At 66.7% G+C, this 12,500-nt stretch carries 12 protein-coding genes and 1 pseudogene; 10 read left to right on the forward strand and 3 right to left on the reverse strand.

Going from position 1 to position 12,500, the window contains the following annotated elements:
* The first annotated feature begins 39 nt into the window (after positions 1 to 39).
* From ACP7AU_RS00245 to ACP7AU_RS00260, 4 genes and pseudogenes are all read left to right on the forward strand, one after another.
* The gene (locus tag ACP7AU_RS00245) at positions 40 to 1,851 is read left to right on the forward strand and encodes an aminopeptidase P family protein (protein ID WP_426050415.1); all 1,812 of its coding nucleotides are present in this window, start codon (positions 40 to 42) and stop codon (positions 1,849 to 1,851) included.
* 60 nt (positions 1,852 to 1,911) lie between these two features.
* Positions 1,912 to 2,145 (forward strand): annotated as a pseudogene (locus ACP7AU_RS00250) (type II toxin-antitoxin system VapB family antitoxin); the annotation flags it as partial.
* Positions 2,142 to 2,531 carry a type II toxin-antitoxin system VapC family toxin gene (locus tag ACP7AU_RS00255; RefSeq protein WP_426050163.1) on the forward strand — a complete coding sequence of 130 codons (390 nt, stop codon included), beginning with the start codon at positions 2,142 to 2,144 and terminating at the stop codon, positions 2,529 to 2,531. The pseudogene ACP7AU_RS00250 and the gene ACP7AU_RS00255, both read left to right, overlap by 4 nt.
* Positions 2,532 to 2,592: 61 nt before the next feature.
* Complete coding sequence (locus tag ACP7AU_RS00260; RefSeq protein WP_426035035.1) at positions 2,593 to 3,582, forward strand: aldo/keto reductase; 990 nt, start codon at positions 2,593 to 2,595, stop codon at positions 3,580 to 3,582.
* 168 nt (positions 3,583 to 3,750) lie between these two features.
* Here ACP7AU_RS00260 and ligA read toward each other — a convergent pair whose 3' ends face one another.
* Positions 3,751 to 6,066, reverse strand: a complete 2,316-nt coding sequence (ligA, locus tag ACP7AU_RS00265) for an NAD-dependent DNA ligase LigA (protein WP_426050164.1) — start codon at positions 6,064 to 6,066, stop codon at positions 3,751 to 3,753.
* A 146-nt stretch (positions 6,067 to 6,212) separates the two neighbouring features.
* Here ligA and ACP7AU_RS00270 point away from each other — a divergent pair, with 146 nt between their 5' ends.
* From ACP7AU_RS00270 to ACP7AU_RS00280, 3 genes are all read left to right on the forward strand, one after another.
* Entirely contained in the window at positions 6,213 to 7,187 is a 975-nt protein-coding gene (locus ACP7AU_RS00270; RefSeq protein ID WP_426050165.1) for a M20/M25/M40 family metallo-hydrolase, read from the forward strand.
* A 93-nt stretch (positions 7,188 to 7,280) separates the two neighbouring features.
* Entirely contained in the window at positions 7,281 to 7,910 is a 630-nt protein-coding gene (locus ACP7AU_RS00275) for a methyltransferase family protein (protein ID WP_426050166.1), read from the forward strand.
* Positions 7,911 to 7,921: 11 nt separating this feature from the next.
* Positions 7,922 to 8,470 (forward strand): hypothetical protein, encoded by a 549-nt coding sequence (locus ACP7AU_RS00280; RefSeq protein WP_426035043.1) that lies wholly within the window; start codon positions 7,922 to 7,924, stop codon positions 8,468 to 8,470.
* Between the two features lie 159 nt (positions 8,471 to 8,629).
* Here ACP7AU_RS00280 and ACP7AU_RS00285 read toward each other — a convergent pair whose 3' ends face one another.
* Complete coding sequence (locus tag ACP7AU_RS00285) at positions 8,630 to 9,079, reverse strand: peptidylprolyl isomerase (protein WP_426035045.1); 450 nt, start codon at positions 9,077 to 9,079, stop codon at positions 8,630 to 8,632.
* Between the two features lie 70 nt (positions 9,080 to 9,149).
* Here ACP7AU_RS00285 and ACP7AU_RS00290 point away from each other — a divergent pair, with 70 nt between their 5' ends.
* The gene (locus tag ACP7AU_RS00290; protein WP_426035047.1) at positions 9,150 to 9,878 is read left to right on the forward strand and encodes an RlmE family RNA methyltransferase; all 729 of its coding nucleotides are present in this window, start codon (positions 9,150 to 9,152) and stop codon (positions 9,876 to 9,878) included.
* Between the two features lie 76 nt (positions 9,879 to 9,954).
* Here the strand turns inward: ACP7AU_RS00290 and ACP7AU_RS00295 are convergent, their stop codons facing one another.
* Positions 9,955 to 10,485 (reverse strand): DUF2061 domain-containing protein, encoded by a 531-nt coding sequence (locus ACP7AU_RS00295; protein WP_426050167.1) that lies wholly within the window; start codon positions 10,483 to 10,485, stop codon positions 9,955 to 9,957.
* A gap of 144 nt (positions 10,486 to 10,629) precedes the next feature.
* Here ACP7AU_RS00295 and guaB point away from each other — a divergent pair, with 144 nt between their 5' ends.
* Positions 10,630 to 12,087, forward strand: a complete 1,458-nt coding sequence (gene guaB / locus ACP7AU_RS00300) for an IMP dehydrogenase (RefSeq protein ID WP_426035051.1) — start codon at positions 10,630 to 10,632, stop codon at positions 12,085 to 12,087.
* A 3-nt stretch (positions 12,088 to 12,090) separates the two neighbouring features.
* Positions 12,091 to 12,492 carry an MAPEG family protein gene (locus ACP7AU_RS00305; protein ID WP_426035053.1) on the forward strand — a complete coding sequence of 134 codons (402 nt, stop codon included), beginning with the start codon at positions 12,091 to 12,093 and terminating at the stop codon, positions 12,490 to 12,492.
* Positions 12,493 to 12,500 lie beyond the last annotated feature (8 nt).

Below are 12,500 nucleotides of genomic sequence, written 5' to 3' on the forward strand. Positions count from 1 at the left end.
CCTCCCCTTCATGGGGAGGGAGATGCTATGGCGATTTTCATGCGCCAGTCCTTCGATGAAACCACCTCGCCGTCCTTCGGGGCGAAACACCTTCCGCTCGTTCGCGCCGCGATGGCGCAGCAGGGGTTGGACGGCTTCCTGGTCCCGCACGAGGACGAGCATCAGAACGAATACCTGCCTACCGCCAATGACCGTCTGGGATGGCTGACCGGTTTCACCGGTTCGGCCGGCGCGGGCGTGGTGATGAAGGACACGGCCGCCGTCTTCGCCGACGGTCGCTACACGGTGCAGGTCCGGGCCCAAGTCGATGCCGATTTGTTCGAGATCCTCGACCTCGTTGACGGCGGTGTCCCCGCCTACCTCGAGCGTGCGCCGAAGGGGGCCGTGATCGGCTACGATCCGCGCCTGCACAGCCCCGATGCCCTGGCCACGCTCAAGCGAGCGGCGGCCAAGGCCGGGGCCAGCCTGAAGCCCGTCGACAACAATCCGGTGGACGCCGCCTGGGCCGAGGCGCGCCCGGCCCAGCCCGCCGCTCCCGTCGTGCCGCACGAAGACCGCTATTCGGGCGAGTCGAGTGCGTCGAAGCGGAGAAGGATAGCGGAAGCGGTCGCCGCAGCCGGAGCCGACGCCGTGGTCCTGACCGCGCCCTCGTCGATCGCCTGGCTGTTCAATGTGCGGGGCGGGGACGTGATCCGCTCGCCCCTGCCGCTGGCCCAGGCGATCCTGGCGGCCAATGGGACGGCGATGCTGTTCCTCGACCCTGCCAAGGTGACCAACGAACTGCCGGGCTGGGTGGGCGACGACGTGACCCTGATGGCCCCGGGCGAACTGGGGCAGGCGCTGGAGGGGATGAAGGGGTTCAAGGTCCTGATCGATCCCGCCCAGTCTTCGGCCTGGTATTTCGACCGGCTGGATCTGGTCGGGGCGACCGTGGTTCGGGGGGTGGACCCGTGCGCCCTGCCGCGCGCGGCCAAGAACGCGGTCGAGATCGAAGGCTCACGTCAGGCCCACATCCGCGACGGCGCGGCGCTGTCGCGGTTCCTGCACTGGGTCGATACGGTCGCACAGGTCGAACTGCCGGACGAGCGCGGCGTGGTCGAGGCGCTGGAGCGGTTCCGCGAGAAGACTGGGGCGCTGAAGGACCTCAGCTTCGACACCATCGCGGGTGTCGGGCCGAATGCGGCGCTGCCGCACTACAAGCCCGTCACCCGCACGATCCGCAAGATGGAGCCGGGCTCGCTGCTGCTCGTCGACGGCGGCGGACAGTATCTCGACGGCACCACCGATGTGACCCGGACCATGGCCATCGGCGAGCCCTCGTCCGACCAGCGCCGCATGTTCACCCTGGTGCTGAAGGCCCACATCGCCATGGCCGTGATCCGCTTCCCCGTCGGGACGTCGGGGCACCAGCTCGACGCGCTCGCCCGCGCGCCGATGTGGATGGTGGGCCACGACTACGACCACGGCACGGGTCACGGCGTCGGCTCCTATCTGGGCGTGCACGAAGGGCCGCAGCGGATCGCCAAGGCGGTCAACAGTCAGCCCCTGCTGACCGGCATGATCCTGTCCAATGAGCCCGGCTACTACCGCGTGGGCCACTGGGGCATCCGCATCGAGACGCTGCAGGTCGTGACGGCGCCCGAGCCCATCCCCGGCGGCGAGCGGCCGATGCACGGCTTCGAGCAACTGACTTTCGCCCCGCTGGACAGAAAGCTGATCGATGTCGCGGCCCTGACCACCGACGAGCGGGCCTATGTCGACGCCTATCACGCCGAGACCCTGGCCAAGGTCGGGCCGCTGTTGGACGGCGAGGCGAAGGCTTGGCTCGGAGGGCAGTGCGCCCCGCTTTGAGGGGATTCGGCGGTGTGGTAAAAGCGGTTCTACCATGCTGAATATCAAGAACCCCGAGCGCATGAACTGGCCGTCGAGGTCGCCGTCCGAACGGGCGGGAGCCTGACCGACGCTGTCATTCACGCGTCGGAGGAGCGATTGGAGCGCACGCCGGCGGTGAAGCGCGATAAGGCGTCTATGGAGACGATCCTGGCCCTTCTCGACGAAATGCGCAGTCACCTCCCGCCGGAATTCTTCGAGGAAGAAGATCCGTCGGCCTTCCTGTATGATCCGGAAACCGGTTTGCCGGCGTGATCGTCGATACGTCGGCGCTCGTCGCGGTTTTGACTGCACAGCCGGAACGGATGGCGTTTCTCCGTCTGCTGCGAGCAGATTCAGAAGTGAAGGTGTCAGCCGTAACCTTCTTCAAGTTCGGGATGGTAGTGGATCGGTGGAAAGAGCCGCTCGTGTCTCGCGGCGTTGAGCCACTGCTGTCGCTGATCGAAGCCGAGATCGTTGCTGTGTCCGCGGATACGGCGCGATCGGCCCGGGAGGCGTATGCCACGTTCGGAAAAGGCAACCATCCGGCGAAGCTGAACTTCGGTGACTGCTTCGCCTATGCCCTCGCCAAACAGACCGGCGAGTCTCGGCTGTTCAAGGGTGACGACTTCGCACAGACGGATGTCGTTTCGGCGGTCTGACCTTGCGGATCGGCAGGGCGGCGCCGACGTACCGGTTTCACCCCCCTCAGGAGATCGCCCCATGAAGACCCGTCGTCTCGGACCGCACGGTCCCGAAGTTTCGGCTATCGGCCTGGGGTGCATGGGGATGGCGTCCTTCTATGGCGCGCCGTCGGACGAGGGACAGGCGACGGCGGTGATCCATCGCGCGCTGGAGCTGGGGATCACCTTCTTCGATACGGCCGAGATGTACGGCCCCCACACCAACGAGATCCAGGTCGGTAAGGCGCTGGCGGATCGTCGCGACAAGGCCTTCGTCGCGACCAAGTTCGGCATCGGCTACAACGCCGACCGCACGGCCCTGAAGGTCGACGGATCGCCTGCCAATGTGCGCCGCGCCATCGAAGGCAGCCTGACCCGTCTGGGGATGGACCATGTCGATCTCTACTATCTGCACCGCGTCGACGCGGACACGCCGATCGAGGAGACGGTCGGGGCGATGGCTGAGCTGGTGAAGGAAGGGAAGGTCCGTTTCCTGGGGCTGTCCGAGGCCGCGCCGGAGACGATCCGCAAGGCGCACGCGACCCATCCGATCACCGCCCTGCAGACGGAGTATTCGCTGTGGAGCCGCGAGCCGGAGGACGAGATCCTGTTGACCGTGCGCGAACTGGGCATCGGCTTCGTGCCCTACAGCCCCCTTGGGCGCGGCTTCCTGTCCGGCGACATCAAGTCGATCGAAGACCTGGAAGAGGGCGATTTCCGCCGCACGAATCCGCGCTTCATGGGCGAGAATTTCCAGAAGAACCTGAACCTGGTCGAGGCGATCAAGGGCATCGCCGACGACCGCGGCGTCACGGCGGCCCAGCTGGCGCTGGCCTGGGTGTTGGCCCAGGGAGACGAGATCGTGCCGATTCCGGGGACGCGACGCATTGCGACGCTGGAACAGAACGCGGCGGCCGCGGGCATCACGCTGACAGCCGAGGATGTCGAGGCGATCGAGGCCGTGTTCCCGAAGGATGCCGCCTCGGGTCACCGCTATGCCGAGGCCGCCCGCAGCGCGTTGAACCGGTGAGACAACGTCCTTCTCCCCTTGTGGGAGAAGGTCGCAGCCGAAGGCTTACGGATGAGGGGTCGTACCGACGACCGGGATAGGCGGGACGAGCGCTGACCATTCATATCAGCGTGACCCCTCATCCGACCTCGCTTCGCTCGGCCACCTTCTCCCGCAAGGGGAGAAGGATCACGAAATCAACGCCAGCCACTCGTCCTCAGTGAGGACGGCGACGCCGTGCTTCTGCGCCTCGGCCAGCTTGGAGCCCGCGCCGGGTCCGGCGACGAGATAGTCGGTCTTCTTCGACACAGAGCCGGAGACCTTGGCGCCGAGACTTTCGGCACGGGCCTTGGCCTCGTCGCGGGTGAAGCGTTCGAGCGAGCCGGTGAAGACGACGGTCTTGCCGGCGACGGGGGTATCGGCCTTCGGGCGTTCGGCGTCCTCGATGGTGGTCAGTTCGGCGACGAGGGCGTCGACGACCTCACGATTGTGCGGCTCGTGGAAGAACTCGGCGACAGCGCGGGCGGCGACCGGGCCGACGCCGGCGATCCCGGCGATGTCCCCAAGTGTCAACGACGGACCTTCCTCGCGGGCGACGCGTGCCAGTTCGACGATGCTGGCCCAGTCGGTGGTCATCTCGGACAGGGCCCGGCGGGCAGGCGCGGCGACGCCGAGGAAGGCGAGGGCCAGCTTCTGGTCCAGCGGCGCCTCGGGCCAGGGATCGGCGGGCGACAGAACCGCCGAAGCCATGACGGACAGAATGCGGGCGGAGACGCCATGGCCCTCGGCCAGCTGCGTCCATTCGGGTGAGGGGATGCCGGAGGCGGCCTCAAGCGCGGCGGCGTGGAAGCTTTTCCAGTCGCCGAAATGGCGGGCCAGCAGCAGGGAGGTCTGGTCGCCGATGTCGCGGATGCCGAGTCCGAACAGCAGCCGCTCCAGCGCGACCGTGCGGCGGGCGTCGATGCCGGCGACGAGGTTCCTCACGCTGGTCTCCCCATAGCCGTCCTCGGCGCGGAGGGCGTCGAGCTTTTCCGCATCGCGCGCGAGGCGGAAGATGTCGGCAGGCTCGTGGATCCAGCCCCGCTCGTGGAAGGCGGTCAGCTGTTTCTCGCCCAGACCTTCGATGTCGAAGGCGCGGCGGGAGACAAAATGCTTGAGCCGTTCGACCAGCTGGGCGGCGCAGATCAGCCCGCCGGTGCAACGACGGCGAACCTCGCCCTCGGGCCGCGCGGCCTCCGAACCGCAGACCGGGCAGTGGGTCGGGAAGACGTAGGGGAGGGCGTCGGCGGGGCGTTTGTCGGCGACGACCGAGACGATCTGCGGGATGACGTCGCCGGCGCGTTGCAGGACCACGGTGTCGCCGATGCGCACGTCCTTGCGCGCGATCTCGTCCTCGTTGTGCAGGGTGGCGTTACGGACCACGACGCCGCCGACGGTGACGTGGGCGAGGCGGGCGACGGGGGTGAGGGAGCCGGTGCGCCCGACCTGGATGTCGATGCCTTCCAGCACGGTGGTCGCCTGTTGCGCCGGGAATTTGTGCGCGATGGCCCAGCGGGGGCTGCGGGAGACGAAGCCGAGGCGGTGCTGCCAGTCCAGGCGGTCAACCTTGTAGACCACGCCGTCGATGTCATAGCCGAGCTGGGCGCGATCGGTTTCTAGGCCGTGATAGACGCCGACCAGTCCATCGGCGCCCTCGACGCGGGTCGAGCGCGGATTGACCGGGAAGCCCCAGGTCTCGAACCTCTCCAGCGCCTCGGCCTGCGTTGCGGCGAAGGGCTTGGAGGTCTCGCCCCAGGCGTAGGCGAAGAAGCTCAAGGGGCGCCGGGCCGTCACCGACGGGTCGATCTGGCGCAGCGATCCAGCGGAGAAGTTGCGGGGGTTGGCGTAGGTGCGGCGGCCGGCCGCCTCGGCCTCCGCGTTGAAGGCGGCGAAGGCGTCGTTGGGGGCATAGACCTCGCCGCGCACCTCGATCAGGGCGGGCCAGCCGGAGCCCTTCAGACGGTGGGGAATGTCGGCGATGGTCTTCAGATTGGCGGTGATGTCCTCGCCCGCCCGACCGTCGCCGCGGGTCGCGCCCTGGACCAGAATGCCGTTTTCGTAGCGCAGGTTGGCGCTGAGACCGTCGATCTTGGGTTCGGCGACGAAGGCGATAACCTCATCCGGGGGCAGATTGAGGAAGCGCGCGATGCGGGCGACGAAATCGGTGACGTCACCGTCGTCGAAAGCATTGTCGAGGGACAGCATGGGCACGCCATGCCGCACCTCGGCGAACTGGCTGGAGACGGGGGCGCCGACCCTCCTTAAGGGTGAGTCCTCGCGGACCAGGGCGGGGAAGCGCGTCTCGATGGCCAGGTTGCGGCCGCGCAGGGCGTCGTAGTCGGCGTCGGAGATTTCGGGCGCCGCCTCGGCGTAGAGGGCGTCGTGGCGCGCTATTCCGGCGGCGAGCCGGGCCAACTCGGCCTCGGCTTCGGCTGCGGTCAGGGATTCGACGGTCGGTTCGGCCATGGCGCTTTTAGTGACGATCCGTGCGGAGACTTCAACCCTCACCGTGCACCCCGGCGGGGCGCACGGTGAGGGTGGATGACACGAATTTAAGCGGACGCGTCCATCCCGGGCCGCTATGCCGAAAGCGAAACATCCAGAGATTCCGCATGTCCCGTTCCCTTCGCGCCCTCGCACTGTCGTCCGTCGCCGTGCTGATCCTGTCCGGCTGTGCGGGCATGACCGAGACGCAGCGGGCACCCGAGACGTCTGCCGACGCCGCCGCGACGCCGATCTCGTACGACCAGCTGATGGCCGATGTGCGCATCCTGTCGGCGGATGACATGGAAGGGCGCGATACGGGCGCGCCCGGCGGCGAGCGGGCGCGGGCCTATATCGTGTCGCGGTTCGAGGCTTTGGGCGTCGCCGCTCCGCCGATGGGCCGGCTGCAGCCGTTCGCGGCGCAGGGCCGCACCCGCGAGGGGCCGAAGACCTTCAACGGCGTCAACATCATGGGCCTGATCGAGGGGACGAGGGTTCCGGATCGCTACATCGTCATCACCGCTCACTATGACCACGTCGGCTCGAACGGCGGCCAGATTTACAACGGCGCAGACGACAACGCCTCGGGCGTAGCGACCATGCTGGAGATCGCCGATCAGCTGAAGGCTTCGGCTCCGGAACACAGCGTCATCTTCGTCGCCTTCGACGGCGAGGAGCGGGGCCTGTTGGGCGCCAAACATTTCGTCCAGGCGCCGCCTGTGCCGCTGTCGTCGATCGCCATGAACCTGAACTTCGACATGATCGCCCGTGCCGAAACGGACGGGAAGCTGTGGGTCACGGGTACATACCAGCACCCGACGTTCCGGCCGATCCTGGAGACCATCCCGGCGAATGGCGCCGTGTCGCTGGCCTTCGGCAAGGACACGCCGCAGGACACCGGTGAGAACAACTGGGTCGAGGCCTCGGATCAGGGCGCCTTCTTCGCGGCCGAGGTGCCGTTCCTGTACCTGGGCGTCGACTACCATCCCGACTATCACCGCCCCTCCGATGACTTCGAGCGGATCACGCCGTCGGTGTTCCAGAGTGTGGCCGAACTGTCGGTCTCGGCGTTCCGGGCGCTGGATCAGGGCCTGGATCGCTGATCGCGAGAGAGTTTCAGCCGCAAAGATAGTTCTTGCGCGAACTCGCGCATCGGCGTTTCCGTCTGCTGAGAACACAGGGGGCTGGAAACGACTATGACAACGGTGAGTACCGACGCGTTCGATCTTCAACGAATCCAGAAGATCCGGAAATGGGCCATCGGCCTGTGCCTGCTGGCGGTCGTTGTTCTGGCGATGTTCACCTCCACCTGGTGGGGGGAGGGTCCGATCAGTGAAGCCGTGGAGTCGGTCGGCCTCGGCGCCATCGTTCTGAGCATTGTCGGCCGCTCCTGGTGTTCGCTCTACATCGGCGGACGCAAGAAGGCGGAGGTGGTCTCCACCGGTCCGTATTCGCTCAGCCGAAATCCGCTTTATGTCTTCAGCTATGCCGGCGCCTTCGGTGTCGGGGCTCAGACCGGCAGCATGACGATCGCCGCGCTGTTCGTGTTGATTGCCGTCGTGGTCTTCCACTTCACCATCGCGCAGGAAGAGGCTTGGCTGTCGGCGGAGTTCGGCGAGTCATACAAGGCCTATATGGCCCGGACTCCGCGCTGCGGACCCGACTTCTCCAAATGGCGCGACGAGGAGAACCTCAACATCAAGCCGCGCTTCTTCCTGACCACGATCCGGGACGGACTGGTGTTCCTGCTGGCCATTCCGGTCTTCGAAGGCGTGGACATGGCGCAGGCTGTGGGATGGCTGCCGGTCCTGCTGCGCCTTCCTTGAGCAGAGCCGCCATGCGCACGATTGTTCTGCTGACCGCCGTGGGCCTGACGCTGGCCGGCTGCGACCTGGTCAATGCACCGTCAAGGCCGGCGGGGCCGGGCGGCGAGGCGCCGGCGACCGCGCCTGCCCGCGGCGGCGCCTTCGCCCACAGTCAAACCGAGGACCTGTCCGGCTATTATCAGGTCGGCGAGGCCCAGGTCGGCCCAGGTGATTTTGCGCTGATGCATCTGTTCATCGGTCAGGCGCAGGCGTTCACCGACTGGGAGGAGGGCAAACGGTCCGCGACCTTCGCCCCGGTGATGCTGGAGTTCCTGGCGCCCGGCGAGACGACCGAGCGGGTTCTGCCCGACAGCTATTCGGTCAGCGATAGCCGTATCCGCATGACGGGGACGAGCGCGGATGGCGACCGCGTCACCTTCGACGGCCAGCTAAACGCCGGGACGCTGGCGACCGCACGCCGCAATCTGGGCGGGGCGGAAGAGCCGTCGATCACGGCGACACTCCGGATTGGCGACCAGAGCTTCTCGGGCGTGAAGCTGCATTGGTACGGCGGCGACTGACGGATTGTGGTCTCCTCCCTGTCGCGTAGCGATGGGGAGGTGGCAGCGAGCGCTTGCGAGCTGACGGAGGGGTTCCGCGTGCCGCAAGAACCCCTCCACCGCTTCGCGGTCCACCTCCCCATTCCCCAAGCGGCGAAAGGGGAGGTGACGAACAAGTCTTTAGTTGACGGTCGCCTTGACGATCTTGCCGGGGGCGCGGGGCGGCTCGCCCTTGGGCAGGGCGTCGACGTGTTCCATGCCCTCGATGACCTGCCCCCAGACCGTATACTGGCCGTCCAGGAAGCCGGCGTCGTCGAAGACGATGAAGAACTGGCTGTTGGCGGTGTCCGGCTGGTTCGTGCGGGCCATCGAGCAAACGCCGCGCACGTGCGGCTCTTTCGAGAACTCGGCTTTCAGGTTGGGCTTTTTGGAGCCCGAGGTGCCGGTGCCCGTCGGATCGCCGCCCTGGGCCATGAAGCCGGGGATGACGCGGTGGAAGACGACGCCGTCGTAGAAGCCGTCGCTCGCCAGTTCGGTGATGCGGGCCACGTGGCCGGGCGCCAGGTCGGGGCGCAGCTTGATGACGACGTCACCGGTTTCGAGGGTCAGGGTCAGGGTCTGGTCGGCCATGTGGCGCTCCATTTTCGGATGATTGGCGGGGGTCATAGCCCCTGAGGGCCGTGGGCGCTATGTGGGAGCGATGAGTGACGACGAAAAGCCCACATCTCCGCCTGTCGAGCCTGCGCGCCGCCGCATGGTCCGTCCGCCCACCGGCGGTACGGCCGCCGGCCGCGGCATGGGCGGCAAGATCAAGACTGCCGAGAAGAAGTCGATCTCGTCCATCGAGTGGATCAAGCGTCAGCTGGCCGATCCCTGGTCCGAAAAGGCGCGCGCCGAAGGCTGGCGCAGCCGGGCGGCGTTCAAGTTCAGCGAGATCGACGACCGCTTTCGTCTGGTAAAGAAGGGCTCCCGGGTCATCGATCTGGGCGCAGCGCCGGGCGGCTGGATCCAGGTCTGCGTCAATCGCGGTGCGGCATCGGTGGTCGGCGTCGATCTGCTGCCGATCGAGCCGATCCCCGGTTCGATCCTGATCCAGGCCGATTTCACCGAACCCGGCGTGGACCGGCAGCTGCTCGAAGCCCTTGGCGGACCGCCCGATCTGGTGCTGTCGGACATGGCGCACAACACGGTCGGGCACCGCCAGACGGACCACCTGAAGATCATCGCCCTGATCGAGATCGCCTCGGAATTCGCCATCCGGACACTTAGGCCCGGCGGGTCTTTCGTGACGAAGAACTTCCAGGGCGGGGACGCCGGCCACGTTCTGGCCGACCTGCGCGCCAACTTCCAGGACGTGAAATACGTCAAGCCCGCCGCCAGCCGGAAGGGCTCGTCGGAGGTCTATCTGGTGGCATTGAACAAGAAGTGAGCGAGGCCGGGGTCCGCGCTGCGTTCGCCGGACAGGCGGCCATCTGCACGACGCGGGTTGCGACCGGTTGGCCTGATCAGGCGGCCTGGAGCGCCCGGCGGGCTTCGCGGACAGCCCAGATGCGGTCGTGTACGGCGAAGAAGACCATCTGGACCAGGGGCTCGATAACCCCGACCGTCAGGGCGATGCGCCAGTTCTGCGTAATGGCGAAGGCCACCGTCACCGCGACCACGAAATGCATCACGCCATAGGTTACGGTCTTGACCGCGATCTTCCTGAACGAGGGCAGGGCGTGGCTGTGGCCGTGATGGCCGTGGGTGCGGGACTGTTCCTCGGCGTTCATGACGTCGAGGCGGGCAGTGAAGGCCTCGGCCGTCTCTTCGATATTGCTGCCCATGCGACGGCGCTCGATCCGGTGCCAGACCCGATCGTGGAAGGAATAGGCGATGGTCTGGAAGAAGGGTTCGACCACGCCGATGGCCAGGGCCATGCGCCAGTCTCGGGTGATGGCGAAGGCCACCAGCATGGCGACGACGAGGTGCATCACGCCATAGGAGGCGATCTTGAGCGCGAGGCTCCGGACGGATCTGGCGAGATTGACGACCATCAGGTCCCTAAATGTTAGCTCTGGCTGAAAGTTTCAAGCTCGGCTGAAAAAAGTTACGAATGTGACGAATGGCCGGATGCAGGTCGTCATGGTTGACTTCGCACCCGCGAGAGAGGATAGGCGGCCCGCAAAACGGAGACTCCCATGGAGATTCGCGAAGGGCTCACCTTCGACGATGTTTTGCTTGAACCCGGTCCGTCAGAGATCATGCCCGCCGACGCGGACGTCTCGACCCGGCTCACCCGCGACATCAGGCTGAACATCCCGCTGACCTCGTCCGCCATGGACACGGTCACCGAAAGCCGGCTGGCCATCGCCATGGCCCAGGCCGGCGGTCTGGGCATCCTCCACCGCAACATGACCGTGCAGCAACAGGCCGATCAGGTCCGCGAGGTGAAGCGGTTCGAGAGCGGCATGGTCATCAACCCGGTGACGATCCGCCCCGAGACGACCTTGGGCGAGGTTCGCCAGATTGTGGCGGCCCGCAAGATCAGTGGCTTCCCGGTCGTGGATGCGACCGGCAAGCTGGTCGGAATCCTGACCAATCGCGACATGCGGTTCGACACCGATCCGACCCGTACCGCCGCCCAGCTCATGACCACGGGCGATCTGGTCACCGTGCGCGAAGGCGCCGGGCGCGACGAGGCGCGGCAACTGCTGCGAGACCGCAAGATCGAGCGGGTCATCGTCGTGGACGAGGACTATCGGGCCACTGGCCTGATCACGATGAAGGACATCGAGAAGGCCCAGGCCCACCCGCACGCCGCCAAGGACGAACAGGGCCGCCTGCTGGTCGGCGCGGCCTCGACCGTCGGGGACGCAGGCTATGAACGGGCCATGGCCCTGGCCGATGCGGGTTGCGACGTGGTGGTCATCGACACCGCCCACGGACACTCGGCCCAGGTGGCGCGGGTTGTTGAACGCATCAAGCGCGAGAACAACCGGCTGCAGATCATCGCCGGCAACATCGCCACCTACGATGCGGCGCGCGCGTTGATCGACGCGGGCGCCGATGCGGTCAAGGTCGGCATCGGTCCGGGCAGCATCTGCACCACCCGCATCGTCGCCGGTGTCGGCGTGCCTCAGCTGACGGCCATCATCGACGCGGTCCGGGCGGCGAAGGACTCCGGCGCACCTGTCATCGCCGACGGCGGGATCAAATACTCGGGCGACCTGGCCAAGGCCATCGCGGCCGGCGCCTCTGTCGCCATGATGGGCTCGATGTTCGCGGGCACCGACGAGAGCCCGGGCGAGGTCTTCCTGTACCAGGGCCGCAGCTACAAGTCGTACCGCGGCATGGGCTCGGTGGGGGCCATGGGGGCCGGCTCGGCCGACCGCTACTTCCAGAAGGAAGTCGAGGACACCCAGAAGCTGGTGCCCGAGGGCATCGAGGGCCAGACTCCCTACAAGGGTCCGATCGCGCCGGTTCTGCACCAGATGGTCGGGGGACTGCGCGCCGCCATGGGCTATGTGGGCGCCGCCACCATCGCGGACTTCCAGGAGAAGGCGCGGTTCGTGCGCATCACCGGCGCGGGCCTGCGCGAAAGCCATGTCCACGACGTGATGATCACGCGTGAGGCGCCGAACTATCGACAGGGGTAGCAGATGTTCAACATGACGCCCGAACTGACCTATGCGGCCCTGATCATCCTGCTGGCGGTGGTGCAGATCTTTCTGCCCGCCACGGGCCGGACGCTGCAGCACGGGCCCAAGTGGAACGCCGGGCCGCGCGACGCGGACGTTCCACCGTCCAACGTCATCACCGGCCGGCTGGAGCGGGCGCAGGCCAATCTGTACGAAACCCTTCCGCTGTTCCTCGGCGCCGTCCTGATCGCCCATATCGCGGGCGAGGACGGATTTCTGACGTACTGGGGCGCTACCCTCTATTTCTGGGCCCGCGTCGTCTATGTCCCGTTGTACGCCTTCGGCGTGACGGGCGTTCGCAGCCTCGCCTTCCTCGCATCGCTCGCCGGTCTCCTGATGATCGTCGCTGCCCTGTTCATCTGAAAGTTTAA

Origin of the sequence: Brevundimonas sp. SL161 (genome assembly GCF_049896985.1) — a bacterium.
GTDB lineage: Bacteria > Pseudomonadota > Alphaproteobacteria > Caulobacterales > Caulobacteraceae > Brevundimonas.